We start from the raw sequence: 16,474 nt of genomic DNA, 5'->3' as shown, positions 1-16,474 counted from the left end.
CCCGGTGCCGCCGGGTCGCCCTGCCGACGTCGATGACGACGGCTACCGTCGCTGCCAGCCGGCGGACGCCGGCGCACCGGCCGGCACCAGGGAGCGGGGCATGGACGACGGGCTGATCGTGGTGACGGGCGCCTCCGGGAGGATCGGCCGGCGGCTCGCCGTCCGGCTGGCGGCGGAGGGCGCGCAGCAGCGCCTGGTGGTCCGGTCGCCCGACCGCGCGCCGCACCTGCCGGGGACCGAGACGGAGATCGCGCTGAGCCCCGGCTACCTGGACGTCGGGTCCATGCGGGCCGCGTTCGCCGGCGCCCGCACCGTGTTCCTCGTCTCGGGCCGCGAGTCCGCCGACCGGGTCACCGAGCACCGCGCGGCCGTGGACGCCGCGGTCGACGCCGGCGTCGAGCGGGTGGTCTACCTATCGTTCATGGGCGCCGCGCCGGACGCGACGTTCACGTTCGCCCGCGACCACTGGGCCACCGAGGAGCACATCCGGGCGTCGGGCCTGCGGTACACGTTCCTGCGCGACTGCCTGTACCACGACGCGATCGTCCGGTTCGTCGGCGAGGACGGCGTGATCCGCGGGCCGGCCGGGCAGGGACGGGTCGCCGCGGTGGCGCACGACGACGTGGCGGACGTCGCGACGGCCGTGCTGCTCGACGAGCGCGACCACGCGCACGACGGGCAGGCCTACGACGTCACGGGGCCGACGGCGTACCCGCTCGCGGAGGCTGCGCAGACCTTGAGCGCCGCGACCGGGCGACCGATCCGGTACGAGGCCGAGACCGTCGAGCAGGCGTACGCCTCGCGCGCCGGGTACGGCGCGGAGCCGTGGGAGGTCGAGGGCTGGGTGACGTCCTACGAGGCGATCGCCGCCGGCGAGCTCGAGTCGACGTCCTCCACCGTGAAGCGGCTCGCGGGCCGGCCGGCGCAGTCGTTCTCCGAGTGGCTGACGCTGAACCCGGCAGCGTGGGAGCACCTGCGCGCCTGACCGCTGCGGCGGGCCACCGCACGACCCGACACACCCGCACCTCACGGACCGTTCGGATCCGGATGACCCGACACGCCCGGCGCGCCCGCACGAGCGGATCCGAACCGTCGACACGGCCGAGACCGGGGGCGAGGGCGGCGTGCGACCTCCCCCGAGCGCCCGCCGCCCCCACCGGTCCGGCCGGGGCCGGCTCCCAGCATCGGGGTCGCCGGTGTCCGCAGGGCGACCGGGGCGTGAACGCCGGCCGTCCGCGGGGCGTCAGCGCGGGCGCCGCGCCGTCAGCACCAGCGGCCCGTCCGGCGTGATGGCGACGGTGTGCTCCGCGTGCGCCGCCCGGGAGCCGTCGGCCGTGCGGATGGTCCAGCCGTCGTCGTCGATCAGGTACCCGTCGCCGCCGGCCATGAACCAGGGCTCGATGGCGATGACGAGCCCGGCGCGGAGCTTGAGCCCGGACCGCCGCCGGCCGAGGTTCGGCACGTGCGGTTCCTCGTGCATGGTGCGCCCGACGCCGTGCCCGCCGAAGTCCGCGTTGATGCCGAACCCGGCGGCGCGCCCGATCTCGCCGATCGCCGCGGAGATGTCCCCCATCCGGTTGCCGGGCCGCGCCTGGGCGATGCCGGCGGCGAGCGCCTGCTCGGTGACCTCGATGAGCCGCTGCGCGTCCGGGTCGGGCGTCCCGAGCTGGAACGTCACCGCGGAGTCCGCCACCCAGCCCTGGACCTGCGCGGCGAAGTCGATGCTCAGCACGTCGCCGTCGGCGAGCACCTGGTCGGACGGCAGCCCGTGCAGCGCTGCGTCGTTGACGCTGGTGCACAGCACGCCCGGGTAGGGCATGGCGCCGAACGACGGGTGGTACCCGAGGTACACGGAGTGCGCGCCGGCCTCGTCGATCAGGCGGTGCGCGTGCGCGTCGAGCTCCCGGAGCGTCATGCCCACGCGGGCCACGTCCTGCAGGCTGCTCAGCACGCGCGCGACGAACGCGCCCGCGGGCCGCATGGCCTCGATCTCCCGGGGTGTCTTCAGCTGGACCACGCCCCCACCCTAGGCGGCGGCGAGCGCCTCGATCCCGGCGACCACGAGGTCCACCAGCACGGCGAAGCTGCGGTCCCGGTCCTGCGGGAGGCGGAAGCCCCCGCCGAGCTCGAGCGAGACGTACCCGTGCACGGCGGCGCGCACGGCGCGCACGGCGTCGACGGCGCGCTCCTCGGGCAGGTCGAACCCGCGGAGCACGGCGGTGATGACCCCGACGACCTCCGCCCCGGCCGCGGCGAGCTCCGCGTCGTCGGGGTCGGCGGGGTCGGCGGCCACCTGCACCGCCGCGTACCGCCCGGGGTGCGCGTGGGCGTAGTCCCGCATCGCGTGGCACAGCGCGCGCACCGCGTCGGGCCCGGACCGGCCGAGCGTGGCCCGCACGAGCTGCTCGGTGAGGTCGCGGACCGCGAGGACGGCCACCTCCCGCCGCAGCGCGGCCAGCGAGCCGACGTGCTTGTAGAGGCTGGGGGTCGCCACGCCGGCCTCGGCGGCCACCCGGGCGAGCGTCAGGTCGGCGAACCCTGCCGGGCCGCCCGCGTCGACCGCCCCGAGGGCGACCCGGCTGACCGCGGCTGCGGAGAGCCCGGCCCTAGGCACCGGGCACCTCGGGCGCACCGGGCACGGGCGCGGCGTCGCGCAGCAGGTCGAGCACGGCGTCCGCGACCACGTCGGGCGTCTGGTGCTGGGGGTAGTGGCCGGCGTCGGGCACCAGCAGGGTCCGGGCACCGGGCAGCGTCGCGCCGATCCACGCGAGCTCGGCGGCGGGGTCCCGCCAGTCGGGGTCGAGCGCCCCGACGACCGCGAGCGCCGGGGCCTGGATGCGTGGCAGGCGGGGCTCGACGACGGCGTGCGTGAGCGCGAGCGTGAGGCGCCGGAACGCCGCGAGGTACCCGGGCCGGCGCAGGCTCGCGCGGATGGCGGCGCTGTGCGTGGCGAGCCGGTCCGACCGCCGTCCGCGGTTCAGCGTGCGGTAGTACCAGGCCCACGCCGCGGCGCCCCACGGCCGGGCGAGCAGGACCCGGTAGACGACGCCGAGCAGCGCGCGGGTCGCCCCGCCGGGCGCGGGGTCGCGGAGGAAGGGCCCGAGCAGGACGAGCGCCCGCACGAGGTCCGGCCGGTCGGCGGCGAGCACGGCGGCGGCGGAGGCGCCCATCGAGCTGCCGACGACGACCGCGGGGCCGGCGCCGAGGTGCTCGACCAGCGCGGCGAGGTCGGCGGCCGTGGCCTCGTCGCCGAGCTCGGTCACGTCGGGCGAGGAGTCGCCGTGGCCGCGGAGGTCGGTGGTCACCACGCGGTAGCCGGCGGCGAGCAGGGCGTCACGGAGCTCGTCGTAGGTGGACCGCAGGTCGCCCATGCCGGGCACGGCGACGACGAGCGGGCCGGTGCCCGTGTCGTCGTACGCGACGGTGCAGAGCCGGCCGTCGCCGGCGGGTCGCTCGAGGGGCCGGGTCTCCCGGGTGCTGTCCATAGCTTGGAGGCTAATGCCATTAGCCACGACGACGCGAGGGCGTACCTGGGATGCTCCTCGCGTGCAGCACGACCTCACGCTCACCGGCCACGGCGTCCGCCTCGTCCCGCTGGCCCCGGAGCACGCCCCCGGCTTGGCCGCGTTCGTCGACGACCGGGTGTGGGCGGGGATGTCCTCGCCGCTGCCGGTCGGCGTCGCGGGCTGGGAGGCGGAGGTCGAGCAGGCCCGCCGCTCGCCCGGCCGGATCGCCCTCGCCGTGCTCGACGCGGGCACCGGCGAGGTCCGCGGCAGCACGTCGTTCTACGACCTCGACCTGCGTGTCGGGCGGGTCGAGGTCGGGCACACGTTCTACGCGCCGCGCTGGTGGGGCGGCGCGACCAACCCCGCGTGCAAGCACCTCATGCTGCGGCACGCGTTCGAGGAGTGGGGGTGCGTCCGTGTCGCGCTGCGCGCCGACACCCGCAACACCCGGTCGGTCGGCGCGATCACCCGCCTCGGCGCGGTCCCGGAGGGCGTCCTGCGCTCGCACCGCCTCGCGCCCGACGGCAGCCGCGGCGACACGGCGTACTTCTCGGTGCTCGCCGACGAGTGGCCGGCGGTGCGCGACGGGCTGCTCGCCCGCCTGGGTGGCGCGGACCGCTGAGCCCGCCGACCCCGGGCAGGGAACAGCCCGTGGGCCGGGCCTCGGTGCGAGGCCCTGCCGCGAAGGACGAGGTCGCGGCTCCCACGGGCTGCGGTGACTGCCGGAGATTCGCTCGTCGCCCTGCCGGACCGGGCCGGCGGAGCAGCGAACGGATCGAGCAATCCGTCCGATGTGCTCGGGCGACTAGCGGACAGCCACCTCACGCGTCCTGGAAGACTTCATGTCTCGGACCACCTCCTTCCCGTGTGCCTCGACCGTACGTCCGCCCCCGAGCGCCGGCCAGCGTTTTTCGCCCACGGCGTGCGGCGCGGAACATCGCCGGGGCCCGCCCGGTTGCGGCGGTCATGACCACGATCGGATTCATCGGCTCCGGCAACATCGGGGGCACCCTCGCGCGCCTCGCCGTCGAGCACGGCCACGCGGCCGTCGTCAGCAACTCGCGCGGACCGCACACGCTCGTCGACCTGGTGGCGGACCTCGGGGACGGCGCGCGCGCCGGCACCGCCGAGGAGGCCGCCGCGGACGGCGAGATCGTCGTCGTGTCGGTGCCGTTCCACGCCTACCGCTCCGTGCCGGCAGCCGCGCTCGCCGGCAAGGTCGTCATCGACACGAACAACTACTACTGGGAGCGCGACGGCCACGTCGCCGAGCTCGACGACGGCACCACCACCAGCTCCGAGCTGCTCGCCGGGCACCTCGAGGGCGCCCACGTCGTCAAGGCGTTCAACCACATCACGTCGGCCGACCTCGGGTCGCGCGGCACGCCCGCCGGGACGCCCGGACGGCGCGCGCTGGCGATCGCCGGCGACGACGCGGACGCCAAGGCGCTCGTCACGTCCCTGGTCGACCGGTGGGGCTTCGACGTCGTGGACACGGGCCCGCTCGCCGAGGGCTGGCGGTACCAGCGCGACATGCCCGCCTACGGCCCCGACCTGGACGCGGACGGCCTGCGCGCCGCACTGGCGGCCGCGCAGCGCTGACGCCGGCGCCGGGTCGCAGGGCCCGCGCCACGCCGGACAGGGGCGGCACCGCCGGGTCAGCCGGTGGTGCCGCCTCGCTGGGCCGGTACCCGCACCTCGGGCGCGAGCCGGTAGCCGAGCCCCCGGACCGTCCCGATCACCGACCGGTCGCCGGTCCGCTCCGCCAGCTTGCGGCGCAGGTTCGCCATGTGGACCTCGATGCTGCGCCGGTCCGCGTCCGTCGGCACGGGCACGGCGTGCGGGCCGTGGACGGCGACCGCGTGCACCAGCTCGTCCTTCGACACCGGCGTGCCCGCGCGCTCGGCGAGGGCCACGAGGATCTCGAACTCGCTCCGGGTCAGCGGGACCGGACGGTCCCCGACGCGCACGCACCGGGAGGGCACCTCGACCACGAGGTCCCCGCGGCGCAGGACCCGGTCGTCGACCGGCCGGGTCGGGTCAGGGCTCGACACCTTCACCACGGTACGTCCGCGGTCCGGAGGCTGCCAGGGATGCGCCCGCAGGGGTGGTAGGACCTACGTCCCAGATCTCGTGGCTCAGTTTCCCTGACACATCCGGCGCCCGCGTCGATGGGGCCCCCGTTCACACATCGGACCGGGGACACCCCGGCGACACCCGGGGGAGACCCGTGCACACAGCTCGAGAGAGGCGGGGCCGCGTCCGGCGCTCCGCAGCGGCCGCTGCCGTCCTCGCCGTCCTGGGGACGCTCGTCCCCGTCGGCCAGGCCGTCGCCGCCGCATCCGGCATCTCCACGGTCGACGGGGTCGAGGAGGCGGTCGACACGACCGTCGTCTACAACTTCGACTGCGACAACCAGGGCGATCCGCTGCCGCCGATCTACCGGCTCTGGGGCCCGGACAACCTGTACCACTACGTCGCCATCGACGACTACGTGGAGCAGGGCTCGACGACCTCCGGGTTCTTCACGATCGCGTACGACGACTACGCGACCGGCTCGTACAGCCTGCTGGTGCAGTGCGGCGGCCTCCCCGACAACGGCGTGACGCGGAACTTCACCCTCGGGTCCACCCAGGCGGAGACCTCCACGTCGCTCGCCGTGTCCGCCACCACCGTCGTCACCGGCGACACGGTCACGTTGACCGCCACGGTCGACGGCGCCGAGTCCGGTGACGTCACGTTCCTCGCCGGCGGCTCGCCGATCGGCACGGCGGCGCTCCTGGGCGGCACCGCGTCGCTGACGTACCAGGTCGACGAGGAGCAGACGTTCACCGCCCGGTTCGAGGGCACCGAGACCGCCGCGACGTCGACCTCCGCCCCGACGTCGGTCGAGGTGGTCTCCGCGATCACGCCCGGCACCGTCGCCATCGCCACGAACCCCGCCGTGGGCGTCGAGCAGTCGGCGACCGTCGGCACCTGGGCCCCCGAGGACGTCGCGCTGTCGTACGCGTGGACCGTCGACGGCCACCAGGTCGGCACCCAGCCCACCTACACGCCGACCGCCGCCGACCAGGGCAAGGCGCTGCGCGTCGTCGTCACCGGCACCCGCGCCCCGCTGACCGCCGTCCCGCAGACCAGCGCCCCGAAGACGGTCGAGCTCGGCACGATCGAGAACGGCTACCTCGAGCTCGACGGGCGGGACGGCAACAACGCGGTCCTCGGGCAGACGCTCACGCCGCGCCCCGTCGGCTACGGCCCCGACGCGCAGTTCTCCTACGAGTGGGTCATCGGGGACCACGAGCGCACCGTCACCGCCCCGACGTACACGCCGGACGCCGCCGACCTGGGCAAGCTGATCCAGGTGCGGATGACCGTCACCGCCCCCGGCAAGCAGCCGACCGGCGACTGGGCGTACGCCTGGCCCGCCGTCACCACGCCGACCGTCGCCGTCGGCTCGCAGTCCGTCACGGTCGGCCGCGACGTGGTCGTCCCCGTGACCGTCGCCGGTCCGCAGGGCGGGCCGACGCCGAAGGGCTCGGTCGAGGTCACGCTGACGCCGCAGGGCTCCGCCACGGGCCGGCCGCTCGACGCGGTGGCCCTGGACGGCGAGGGACGCGCGTCCGTGCCGCTGACCGGCCTCGCCGTCGGCAGCTACACGGTCTCCGTGACGTACGTGCCGACCCCGGGCTCGATGCCCGTGTTCGCGGTCGCCGCGATCGCGGTCGAGACCAACCCCTACACCGGCGCGACCGGCTCCGGCACGGTCACCGTCACGAAGGTCACCCCGACCGTGACGGTGCCGGCGACGGTCGCCGTCCCGGTCGCCACCGAGGCGACGCTCGAGGCCCGCGTCGGCGGGGCGGTGCTGCCGAGCACCTTCGTGTTCCGCGAGGGCGCGACCGTGATCGGCCAGGGCCAGCTCGCGACGGACGGCGTCATCCCGGCGTCGCTGGGCGTGCTCGCGCCGGGCACGCACACCGTGGTCCTGGAGCTCCCGGAGACCGCGAGCACCCGCGCCGCCAGCGCCACGTTCACCGTGACGGTCGGCGGCGAGCCGGCCCGCGTCGGGGCGCTCCCGACGGCAGTGCTCGACACGCCGGAGGCCGCCACCGCGCCGGGGCAGCAGATGCAGCTGGTCGCCGAGGGCTTCGAGCCCGGGGAGACCGTCGCGTTCTACCTGCACTCCGACCCGGTGTTCCTCGGCACGGCCGTCGCGGACGAGAACGGCGTCGCCCGCCTGCTGGCCGACATCCCCGCGGACGTCCCGGCCGGCGCGCACACCGTGATCGCCACCGGCGGCACCTCGGGCCGCTGGGCCACGCTCCCGGTGGAGCTGGCCGTCCCGGCGGCTGCGGCGACCCCGAGCGGGGACCTGGCCGCCACCGGTGCCCAGGCCGGCCTGCTCATGGCGGGTGCCTGGACGCTGCTGCTGGCCGGCGGCGCCCTGGTGGTCGTCGCCCGGCGGGTGCGCACCGCGCGCTGACACCGCACCACGACGGCCCCCCGACCCGCACCGGGTCAGGGGGCCGTCCTGCGTCCGCAGGACCGGGGGTCAGCAGGTCGCGAACACGTAGCCGTCGTCGTCCGGGGTGCGCAGGTCGACGTCGCGCAGGACCGTGCTCACCGGGCGCCGCGGGTCGGCGCACGCCCCGTCCCAGTCCGCCGCCGGGTCCGAGCCCGCGTACTCGACGTCGATCACCGCATCGCCGTAGACGTCCGTGTACGCGGCGCACTCGTCGTACTGCAGGCACTGCTCCGCGACCGCGAAGTCGAACCCGGCCTCGTCCCGCCCGCGCGTCCCGAGGTCCGGGGTGTTCTTCTGGCCCGCCGCGAGACCCGCGTCGTGCGCCACCACGACCAGCCGCGCCGCCAGGTCCACGGCCGCGTCCTCGGTCAGCAGGCCGCCCGAGCGCGTCCACGAGTCGAGGTTGTCGAGCTCCACGGCGACGAACCCGCGCTCCGCGCACCGGCGCACCTGCTCCCCGACGACCTCCGTGACCGCGGCGCGCTGCTGCGCGGTGCGGGTGTCGAGCAGCAGCTCGTCCGGCCACCCCGGGTCGGCGACCGGGTCCCCGGCGGCGTCGCGCAGCACGAGGTCCGGGTGGTCGGCGAGCCAGGCGTCCCGCTCCGCGGGCTGCGTCTGGAACCCGTTGACGTAGCAGCCGGACCACAGACCCGGCTCGGGCACGTCCGTGACGTCCCGCACCACGCCGCCGACGCCGGCCGCCGGCGGGTAGCCGCCGCCCAGCTGGTAGTCGACGACGGCGCCCGCGGGAGGCAGGCCCGCCCGGGAGCCCGCGCTGCTCGCGCCCGGTGCCGGGGCACCTCCCGCAGCCGGGCCGTCGTCCCCGGCGCTGCCGCAGCCGGCCAGCGCGAGCACGACCGCGACGGCCCCGGCCACCCGGCGGAGCCCCCGCGCCCCGCGCGGCCCCTGCGCCCGGCGCGCCACCCGCGCCCGGTGACCGTCCGGCGCCCACCCGTGCTCCACACCCGCTCCTGTCGCGCTGTCCCCCGTGCGACCCGCGCCGCACCCGGCGTCGATGGTCGCACCCGACGCGACGTGCTGCCGGGGCCGAGGCGCCGGGCGGTGGCTCGGGGGACGCACCCGGGCCGCGCCCAGTGACGCGGCGCACGGCGGAATCGACGTGACGCGCCCCCGCCCGGAGGTGCAAGATGGCGGGCGACCAGAGCCGCCCGGGGACCCGGTGGCCGTCACCACCACGGGAGAGCAGCGGATGTCCGCAGGGAGCGGGGTCGGCCGACACGGCCACCTTGCGTGACCGGGCACAGCCCGTCACGCCGCACCACCGTCCCCGGACCCGGCCAGAGCGCCGCGGTCGGGACGGCTCGTCGTCGCCCCGTGACGGGAGTCCCTCCCCTGCGCCCGCGCGCCGCCGTCGTGCGCGCCGGCGCGCCCCACTCCCGTGAGAGCGAGTCCGTCATGCGTCCCGTCACCGATGCCCAGATCCACGCGTCCTTCGTCAACTGCTCCCGCCGCGAGGCCGCCCAGGCCACGATGCCGGCCGGCCTCGCCGCCCTCGGCTGGGAGCGCCTGGACTACCTCGGGTGGAACGACCCGAAGAACCCCCGCCGCGCCTACGTCGTGACCTGGCTGGACGACCGGCCCGTCGGCATCGTGCTGCGGGCGGCGGACGGCGCGACCACCCGCAACGCGGTGTGCGCCTGGTGCGAGGACGTCATCGCCACCAACGACGTCAGCCTGTTCGTCGCGAAGCGTGCCGGCTCCGCCGGGCGCAACGGCAACACCCTCGGCACGCTGATCTGCGCGGACTTCGCGTGCTCGCAGAACGCCCGCCGCCGCCCGACGATCGTCGAGGCCGGGGACGACGCCGCCGCCGTGGTGGCCCGCCGGGTCGCCGGGCTGCAGGAGCGCAGCGCCCGGTTCGTCGCGTCCGTCGCGCAGGGCTGACAGGCGCCGTCGGGCCGGCGTCGTCAGGCCGGCGTCGTCAGGCCGGCGTCGTCAGGCCGGTGTCGTCAGAGCACCGTCGCCAGCGCGTCGAGGGCCGCGAGCGGGTCGGCGCCGGCCGGGGCCAGGACCACCGCGTCCGCCCCGGCCGCGCCGATCTCGTCGATGCGGGCACGCGCCTGCTCGGGCGTCCCGCACACGGCCAGCCGGTCGACCCACGCGTCGGGCAGGGCGGCGGCGAACGCGGCGCGGTCGTCCGTGCCGGCGCGCAGGGCCCGCAGCTCGTCCGCGAACGGCAGGGGTGCGACGTGCACGTCCCAGTCGGGGTCCCCGATCCACGCGAGCGCCGGGCGCACCGCCGCCCGGGCCGCCGCGGGGTCGGCGTCCACGGCCGCGACGTCGTACACCGCGACCCGGTGCCCCGGCCCCGCGCCGATCTGCGCCCGCGCCGCCCGCACGTACTCGGGGCCCGCCGGCTCCGCGAGCACCGTCCCGTCCGCGCAGCGCCCTGCGGCGGCGAGGGACCGCGGCCCCCGGACGCCCGCCAGGACGGGCGGGACCACCGCCGGCGGGGACTCCAGGCGCACCCCGTCCAGGCGCACGAACCTGCCCTCCGTCGTGACCGTCTCCCCGCGCAGCAGCGCCCGCAGCGCCGTCACGTGCTCCTCGAAGGCGGTCAGCGGGCTCGCCGGCCACGCGCCCGCCTGACGCATCCACCCCGGCATCCCGTGCCCGACGCCCAGCTGCAGCCGGCCGGGGAACAGCTCCGCGACGGTCGCAGCCTCCATCGCGGCGAACGCCACGTTGCGCGCACCGGCCGGCAGGATGCCGACGCACACCCGGATCCGCTCCGTCGACGCGAGCACCGCCGCGGCCTGGGCGATGCCCCCGCGGAAGCCCAGGTCCTCCACCACCCACAGCTCCGAGAACCCCAGCTCGTCCGCCCGGCGTGCGTACGGCAGCAGCCGGTCGACGGGCAGGTCACGGGGCAGCAGGACACCGGTGTCGGGACGCATGACCCGACTCTAGGGGGCGACGGGCGGCACCCGGCTGTGCTCTCCTGGTGCCCCGACCCGCGACGGCGCGGGACCCACCCCGGGGGAGGTCGGCGTGGCCACGCTCGTGCACGCAGCGATCACGTCGCTGGACGGCTACGTCGCCGACCGGGACGGCCGGTTCGACTGGAGCGCCCCCGACGAGGAGGTGCACCTGGCGGTCAACGCCCTGCACCACGGCGTCGGGACGCTGCTGTACGGGCGGCGCGTCTACGACGTGATGACCGCCTGGGAGGACATGGCGACCGCCGACGAACCCCCGGCCGTGCAGGAGTTCGCGGAGCTGTGGCGCGCCGCGCACAAGGTCGTCTACTCCCGGACCCTCACCGAGCCGCGCAGCGCCCGCACGCAGATCGAGCGGGACTTCGACGCCGAGGCCGTCCGGCGGCTGCTGCGGTCGTCCCCGCACGACGTGCTGATCGGCGGGTCCGACCTCACCGGCCAGGCGCTGCGCGCGGGCCTCGTGGGCGAGCTGCACCTGTTCGTGACGCCGGTGCTCGTCGGGGGCGGGACCCGGGCGCTGCCGGACGACGTCCGGCTGGACCTCGAGCTGGTGGACGTGCGGCGGTTCGCGGGCGGGGTCGTGCACCTGCACCACCGGGTGCGGGACGGCGGCCCGGCGACGGGCTCGGGCGGCGGGGCAGGCAAGGCGTCCGCCGGCTGACGCGGCCCCGGCGATCGCCCGGAGCCCCGCCCACCTCGACCTCGGGTCCACGCGGGCCGCGGTCCTCCGGCGGCCCCGGGCCCGCGCGGGCGCCGGGTCAGACGCGCGCGTACCGGGCGCGTCCGAACGCGTACACCCCGTACGCGGCGAACCCGATCGCGGCCAGCGTCAGCAGCACCGCACCGAACGGCAGGCTCGCGAGCGCGTGCAGCGCGGCGTCGAGGCCCTGCGCCTTCTCCGGGTCGGCCTGCACCGCGGCGACCACCAGCAGCACCCCGACGACCGCGAGCGCGGCGCCCTTGCCGACGTAGCCGGCGCGACCGGCCCGCACGACCCACGGCGCCGGGCTCCCGGCCAGGTCCCGGAGGAACCTCTCGCGCCAGCCCTTGACCACGTGGTAGCCGGCGACGCCGACCACCCCGAGGCCCACGGCGCCGACGAGCACCCGGCCCGCACCGCTGCCGAGCAGCCCGGCCGTCGCGCCCTGCGACCCGCCGCCCGACCCACCGCCGGTGAGCACCGACACGGTCGAGGCCGCGAGCACCCCGTACGTCACGGCCTTCGCGGCAGCCTTGGCCCGGTCGGAGACCTCGCCCCACGCGATCGCCTCCGTGGCCTGCCACAGCGCCAGCAGCACGAACCCCACGAGCAGCACCCAGAGCAGCGCCGTGCCGACGCCGTTCCCCGCGAGCTGCGCGAGGGCGCCCTGCTGGTCGGCCTGCTCGCTGCCGGACGTCCACGCGAGCTGCACGGTCACCCACGCGAGCAGCAGGTGGAGCACGCCGGCGGCGGCGTACCCGAGGCGGGCGCCCGCCTCGAGGGCAGGGTGGTCGCCGGCGCGCGAGACGGCGGACTGCACGTTCCCGGTCACCCGCCGAGCGTCGCACCGAACCCCCACCCCCGCACCCGCACCGCATCCACCCCGCACCGCACGCACCGCACCCGGGGCACCAGTCACCGGCCACCGGCCACCGGCCACCGGTCACCGGTCACCACCTCGATCCGTTCGGAGACTCCGACGGGCATCGGAGGTACGCACGCGCGATCGGAGGGGTCCGCGGACCCCCACGAGAGCACGCCGACACCTCCGAGCACGGTGGGAGCCTCCGACGGGATCGCGGGGCCGGGGGCGCGCGCGAGGGGGCGGGGAGGGGTGGGGCGGGGAGGGGTGGGGCGGGGGGTGGTCAGATCAGGGGGCGGCGGTCGAGCTGCTCGGACCCGGCGGCGCGGGGGAGGGCGCCGCGCCACAGGACGGCGCGGCCGGCGGCGAGGGACGCCGGCACGTCGAGCACGCGCTGGTTCGCCGAGCCGCGGAACGCCAGGGTGAGGTCCCGCTGCGCGAGCTCGAACCGGCCGTCCACCAGCACGTCGAGCTCGGCGAGCAGGTCCCGCTTGTCGTCCTGGCCCGCTGCCGACTCCGCCAGCAGCTCCTCGAAGGTGTAGCCCGTCCAGCACCACACGTCCTTGGACCGGCCGTGCTCGGCGCGCAGGCGGCGCACGACGGCCAGGCACACGCGGGTGTTGAGGAACGGCTCCCCGCCGAGCAGCGACAGCCCCTGGACGGCCTCGTGCGCGAGGTCGGCGGCGATGCGGTCGGCGAGCGCGTCGTCGAACGGCGTGCCGTACCGGAACGACCAGGCGGCCTCGTTGAAGCAGCCGGCGCAGGCGAACGGGCACCCGGAGACGTACAGGCTGCACCGCACGCCCTCGCCGTCGACCATGACGAACGGCTTGTAGTCCGCGACGTGGTCCTGGCTGAGCGCCCCCGCACGCCACTGCCCGGGGCGCGGGTCCCGCGCCATCAGCCCGCGTCGGCGGCGGGCGGCATCGACCCCGTGCTGCCCTCGAGGTGCTTCACCCGCGAGGAGATCTCCACGTGCCGTCCGTGCACCATCGGCCGCTGCTGCGGGTTGCCGAGGTAGCCGCAGGTCCGCTTCACGACGTCGCACGTGCGGGGGTCGGCGTTGCCGCAGCCGGGGCAGGCGAACCCGCGCTCGGTGGGCGTGAAGTCGCCGGAGAACCCGCACTCCAGGCACCGGTCGATCGGGGTGTTGGTGCCGAGGTACCCGACCCGGTCGTACGCGTAGTCCCACACGGCCTCGAGCGCCTTCGGGTTCTGCTGCAGCACCGGGTACTCGCAGTAGTGGATGAACCCGCCGGACGCGTACTGCGGGTAGTCCTGCTCGAAGTCGAGCTTCTCGAACGGCGTCGGGGCCTTGCGGACGTCGTAGTGGAACGAGTTCGTGTAGTAGTCCTTGTCGGTGATGTCCGGCACGGACCCGAACTTCTTCTTGTCGAGCCGGCAGAACCGGTCGGTGAGCGACTCGGACGGGGTGGAGTACACCGAGAACTGGTAGCCGTGGCGGGCGGTCCACTGCTTGGCGCGGGTGCTGAGGGTCCGCAGCACCCGGAGCGTGAACTCCTTGGCCTCCGGGTCGGACTCCCACGCGCCGCCGTAGAACGCGGCGGCGGCCTCGTACAGGCCGATGTACCCGAGCGACACGGTGGCGCGGCCGCCGCGGAACAGGGCGTCCACGTCGTCGTCCGGCGCGAGCCGCTGCCCGAACGCGCCGTGCACGTAGAGGATCGGGGCGTTGGCCGGCACGGCCTCCTTGCAGCGCTCGACGCGGTACAGCATCGCGTCGTGGACGATCTCGAGCCGCTCCTCGAGCAGTGCCCAGAACGCGTCCTGGTCGCCGCGGGTCTCGAGCGCGATGCGGGGGATGTTGAGCGTGACGACACCGAGGTTCATCCGGCCCTCGACGACGTCGTTCCCGTCCTCGTCGCTCCAGCCCTGCAGGAACGACCGGCAGCCCATCGGGACCTTGAACGAGCCGGTGATCTCGACGATCTTGTCGTAGCTGAGGACGTCGGGGTACATGCGCTTGGTGGCGCACTCCACGGCGAGCTGCTTGATGTCGTAGTTCGGGTCCTCGGCGGTGAGGTTGGTCCCGCGGCGCAGCGTGAAGATGAGCTTGGGGAAGATCGCCGTGCGCCGCTCCTTGCCGAGCCCGAGGATGCGGATCTGCAGGATGGCGCGCTGGATCTCCCGCTCGAACCAGCCGGTGCCGAGCCCGAAGCCGACGGACGTGAACGGCGTCTGCCCGTTGGACGTGAAGAGGGTGTTGATCTCGTACTCGAGGCTCTGCATCGCGTCGTAGATGTCCTTGCGGGTCTTCTCCTCCGCGTAGGCGCGGCGCCGCTCGGGCTCGGAGACCCACTGCTCCGCGTCGGCCATGTGCTTCGCGAAGTTCCGCTCGGCGTACGGGGCCAGCAGCTCGTCGATGCGGTTCACGGAGCAGCCGCCGTACTGGCTGGACGACACGTTGGCGATGATCTGGGAGATCTGCGCGGTCGCCGTCTGGATGGAGCGCGGCGGGTCGACCTGCGCGTTCCCGATCCGGAAGCCCTGGGACAGCATCGTCCGGAAGTCGATGAGGCAGCAGTTCGTCATCGGGGCGTACGGGTGGTAGTCGAGGTCGTGGTAGTGGATGTCGCCCTTGGCGTGCGCGTTCGCGACGTGCGGCGGGAGCATCCGCAGGCCGATGGCCTTGCCGACGGCACCGGCGGTGAGGTCGCGCTGCGTGTTGAAGACGTCGGCGTCCTTGTTGGCGTTCTCGTGGACGACCGTGGAGTCCTTGCCGACGAGCTGGCCGATGGAGTGGTTGACGTCGAGCGCCCGGGAGCGCGCCAGGTCCCGCTGCACCCGGTAGTCGATGTAGACCCGGGCGACGTCGTACTGGTGGGACTCCAGCAGGGTGTGCTCGACGACGTTCTGGATCTCGTAGATCTTCACCTCGCCGTCGAACCGGGAGGTGAGCTCCCCGACGACCTGCTCCGTGATGTCGTCGAGCACCAGCTCGTGCAGCGCGCCGAGCTCGCCGTGCACCTCGACGAACGCCTTCGCGACGGCGGCGCGGATGCGGGAGGGGTCGAACGGGAGGGCTCGGCCGTCCCGCTTCCGGACGGTGAGAGCGGCTTCCTGGAGGGTGAGCTCCACCGGCCGCCCGGCCCCGTCCAGCTCGATCGTCGTCATCGTCGCCACTCCCCTCCGGACCCCTCCGCCGCACTACATCTTGTGCGAACCACACCGCTGTCACACTAGATCTGGGGGTGTCGCGCGCTTGGGCCCAAGGTCCCGCCACCAGCCGACGACCCTGGTCGCGAGCGGCCAGATCCACCCGCGCGGGCGTAGCGCCCCGGCGTGTCGCCGTGCGCTCAGCGCAGCGGCGCCCCCGGGCGCCGGATCCCGGGGCCGAGGCGCGCGACGGGCACCGACCGCACCTGCGCCGCGAGCCGGTCCCGGAGCCGGGCGTTCTCCTCCTCCAACCGGGTGACGGCTGCCTGGAGCGCCGCGGCCCGCCGCTCGGCGCGCACGAGCCGGCCCCGCAGCGCGCGGCACCGCTCGTCCTCGGGATCCTGCGGCACGGTCGCCTGGAGCGCGCGGATCCGGGTGGCGAACTCGCGGTGCTGCCGGAGGTACGCGACCGAGCAGTGCGCGGCGCTCGCGAGCGACAGGAAGTCGAAGGGACCGCCCTGCTGCTCGGCCAGCGCGAGGGCCTGCTCGACGTGGTCGCGCACCAGCTCCGCCCGGCGGCGCGCCTGCCCGATGACGTCGTCCTGCTCGTCCCCGACGGGCGGCAGCGCGTCCCGCGGGACCCCGGCGCGCGGGGTCGGCTCGTCCAGAAGCACGACCCCCACCATGCTCCGGCCGGCGGTCCGGGTCGAACTCCGACCTCGCCCGCGCGGCCCCGGGCCCCCCGGGTGGGTGAGGCCCTGGCACGCCCCGCCCACGCCCGCGCGGGACGTACGGCCCGATCTC

The 16,474-nt window shown here is 75.7% G+C and carries 16 protein-coding genes; 6 read left to right on the top strand and 10 right to left on the bottom strand.

Annotation, left to right across the window (positions count from 1 at the left end; all coding sequences use genetic code 11):
- Positions 1–100 precede the first annotated feature (100 nt).
- Positions 101–985, top strand: a complete 885-nt coding sequence (locus tag K5O09_RS00285; protein WP_222170930.1) for an SDR family oxidoreductase — start codon at positions 101–103, stop codon at positions 983–985.
- A 258-nt stretch (positions 986–1,243) separates the two neighbouring features.
- Here the strand turns inward: K5O09_RS00285 and map are convergent, their stop codons facing one another.
- From map to K5O09_RS00270, 3 genes are read right to left on the bottom strand one after another with little or no spacing between them, the layout of a single operon-like run.
- Positions 1,244–2,017 carry a type I methionyl aminopeptidase gene (gene map / locus K5O09_RS00280; RefSeq protein WP_222170929.1) on the bottom strand — a complete coding sequence of 258 codons (774 nt, stop codon included), beginning with the start codon at positions 2,015–2,017 and terminating at the stop codon, positions 1,244–1,246.
- A 9-nt stretch (positions 2,018–2,026) separates the two neighbouring features.
- The gene (locus tag K5O09_RS00275) at positions 2,027–2,614 is read right to left on the bottom strand and encodes a WHG domain-containing protein (RefSeq protein ID WP_222170928.1); all 588 of its coding nucleotides are present in this window, start codon (positions 2,612–2,614) and stop codon (positions 2,027–2,029) included.
- On the bottom strand, positions 2,607–3,485 hold the full coding sequence (locus K5O09_RS00270) for an alpha/beta fold hydrolase (RefSeq protein WP_222170927.1): 879 nt from the start codon (positions 3,483–3,485) through the stop codon (positions 2,607–2,609). The genes K5O09_RS00275 and K5O09_RS00270 overlap by 8 nt, the downstream gene beginning before the upstream one ends.
- Before the next feature lie 61 nt (positions 3,486–3,546).
- On the opposite strand from K5O09_RS00270, the gene K5O09_RS00265 reads away from it, so the two are divergent.
- Together K5O09_RS00265 and K5O09_RS00260 are read left to right on the top strand one after the other, a co-directional pair.
- Positions 3,547–4,128 carry a GNAT family N-acetyltransferase gene (locus K5O09_RS00265; protein ID WP_222170926.1) on the top strand — a complete coding sequence of 194 codons (582 nt, stop codon included), beginning with the start codon at positions 3,547–3,549 and terminating at the stop codon, positions 4,126–4,128.
- Between the two features lie 344 nt (positions 4,129–4,472).
- Complete coding sequence (locus K5O09_RS00260; RefSeq protein ID WP_222170925.1) at positions 4,473–5,108, top strand: NADPH-dependent F420 reductase; 636 nt, start codon at positions 4,473–4,475, stop codon at positions 5,106–5,108.
- A 56-nt stretch (positions 5,109–5,164) separates the two neighbouring features.
- On the opposite strand, the gene K5O09_RS00255 is transcribed toward K5O09_RS00260, so the two are convergent.
- On the bottom strand, positions 5,165–5,560 hold the full coding sequence (locus tag K5O09_RS00255; protein WP_222170924.1) for a response regulator transcription factor: 396 nt from the start codon (positions 5,558–5,560) through the stop codon (positions 5,165–5,167).
- Positions 5,561–5,736: 176 nt separating this feature from the next.
- Here K5O09_RS00255 and K5O09_RS00250 point away from each other — a divergent pair, with 176 nt between their 5' ends.
- Positions 5,737–7,989 (top strand): Ig-like domain repeat protein, encoded by a 2,253-nt coding sequence (locus tag K5O09_RS00250; protein ID WP_222170923.1) that lies wholly within the window; start codon positions 5,737–5,739, stop codon positions 7,987–7,989.
- Positions 7,990–8,058: 69 nt separating this feature from the next.
- Here K5O09_RS00250 and K5O09_RS00245 read toward each other — a convergent pair whose 3' ends face one another.
- Complete coding sequence (locus tag K5O09_RS00245; protein WP_255595914.1) at positions 8,059–8,994, bottom strand: endo alpha-1,4 polygalactosaminidase; 936 nt, start codon at positions 8,992–8,994, stop codon at positions 8,059–8,061.
- Positions 8,995–9,447: 453 nt separating this feature from the next.
- Between K5O09_RS00245 and K5O09_RS00240 the strand changes: the two genes are divergently transcribed.
- The gene (locus K5O09_RS00240) at positions 9,448–9,936 is read left to right on the top strand and encodes an FBP domain-containing protein (protein WP_222170922.1); all 489 of its coding nucleotides are present in this window, start codon (positions 9,448–9,450) and stop codon (positions 9,934–9,936) included.
- Between the two features lie 65 nt (positions 9,937–10,001).
- On the opposite strand, the gene K5O09_RS00235 is transcribed toward K5O09_RS00240, so the two are convergent.
- Positions 10,002–10,949, bottom strand: a complete 948-nt coding sequence (locus K5O09_RS00235; RefSeq protein WP_222170921.1) for an LLM class flavin-dependent oxidoreductase — start codon at positions 10,947–10,949, stop codon at positions 10,002–10,004.
- A 94-nt stretch (positions 10,950–11,043) separates the two neighbouring features.
- Here K5O09_RS00235 and K5O09_RS00230 point away from each other — a divergent pair, with 94 nt between their 5' ends.
- Entirely contained in the window at positions 11,044–11,652 is a 609-nt protein-coding gene (locus K5O09_RS00230; RefSeq protein ID WP_222170920.1) for a dihydrofolate reductase family protein, read from the top strand.
- Between the two features lie 97 nt (positions 11,653–11,749).
- Here the strand turns inward: K5O09_RS00230 and K5O09_RS00225 are convergent, their stop codons facing one another.
- The 4 genes from K5O09_RS00225 to K5O09_RS00210 all read right to left on the bottom strand — a co-directional run bounded on the left by K5O09_RS00225 (position 11,750) and on the right by K5O09_RS00210 (position 16,344).
- Positions 11,750–12,523 (bottom strand): DUF1206 domain-containing protein, encoded by a 774-nt coding sequence (locus K5O09_RS00225; RefSeq protein ID WP_255595910.1) that lies wholly within the window; start codon positions 12,521–12,523, stop codon positions 11,750–11,752.
- Between the two features lie 313 nt (positions 12,524–12,836).
- Positions 12,837–13,454: an anaerobic ribonucleoside-triphosphate reductase activating protein gene (gene nrdG, locus K5O09_RS00220; protein WP_222170919.1), complete on the bottom strand. Its 618-nt coding sequence runs from the start codon at positions 13,452–13,454 to the stop codon at positions 12,837–12,839.
- On the bottom strand, positions 13,454–15,688 hold the full coding sequence (gene nrdD / locus K5O09_RS00215; RefSeq protein ID WP_222170918.1) for an anaerobic ribonucleoside-triphosphate reductase: 2,235 nt from the start codon (positions 15,686–15,688) through the stop codon (positions 13,454–13,456). Before nrdD ends, nrdG begins: the two co-directional genes overlap by 1 nt.
- A gap of 182 nt (positions 15,689–15,870) precedes the next feature.
- A complete protein-coding gene (locus K5O09_RS00210; protein ID WP_222170917.1) occupies positions 15,871–16,344 on the bottom strand; it encodes a hypothetical protein in 474 nt (157 codons plus the stop codon).
- Between the last annotated feature and the right edge of the window lie 130 nt (positions 16,345–16,474).

The organism is Cellulomonas sp. C5510 (genome assembly GCF_019797765.1).
In the GTDB taxonomy this organism is placed as follows: domain Bacteria; phylum Actinomycetota; class Actinomycetes; order Actinomycetales; family Cellulomonadaceae; genus Cellulomonas.
This window is presented reverse-complemented; position numbering and strand designations above follow the sequence as displayed.

Coding starts and splice junctions, on each gene's coding strand:
- K5O09_RS00235 (WP_222170921.1), bottom strand. CDS start 10,949: ATGCGTCCCGACACCGGTGTCCTGCTGCCCCGTGACCTGCCCGTCGAC.
- K5O09_RS00260 (WP_222170925.1), top strand. CDS start 4,473: ATGACCACGATCGGATTCATCGGCTCCGGCAACATCGGGGGCACCCTC.
- nrdD (WP_222170918.1), bottom strand. CDS start 15,688: ATGACGACGATCGAGCTGGACGGGGCCGGGCGGCCGGTGGAGCTCACC.
- nrdG (WP_222170919.1), bottom strand. CDS start 13,454: ATGGCGCGGGACCCGCGCCCCGGGCAGTGGCGTGCGGGGGCGCTCAGC.
- K5O09_RS00240 (WP_222170922.1), top strand. CDS start 9,448: ATGCGTCCCGTCACCGATGCCCAGATCCACGCGTCCTTCGTCAACTGC.
- K5O09_RS00270 (WP_222170927.1), bottom strand. CDS start 3,485: ATGGACAGCACCCGGGAGACCCGGCCCCTCGAGCGACCCGCCGGCGAC.
- K5O09_RS00285 (WP_222170930.1), top strand. CDS start 101: ATGGACGACGGGCTGATCGTGGTGACGGGCGCCTCCGGGAGGATCGGC.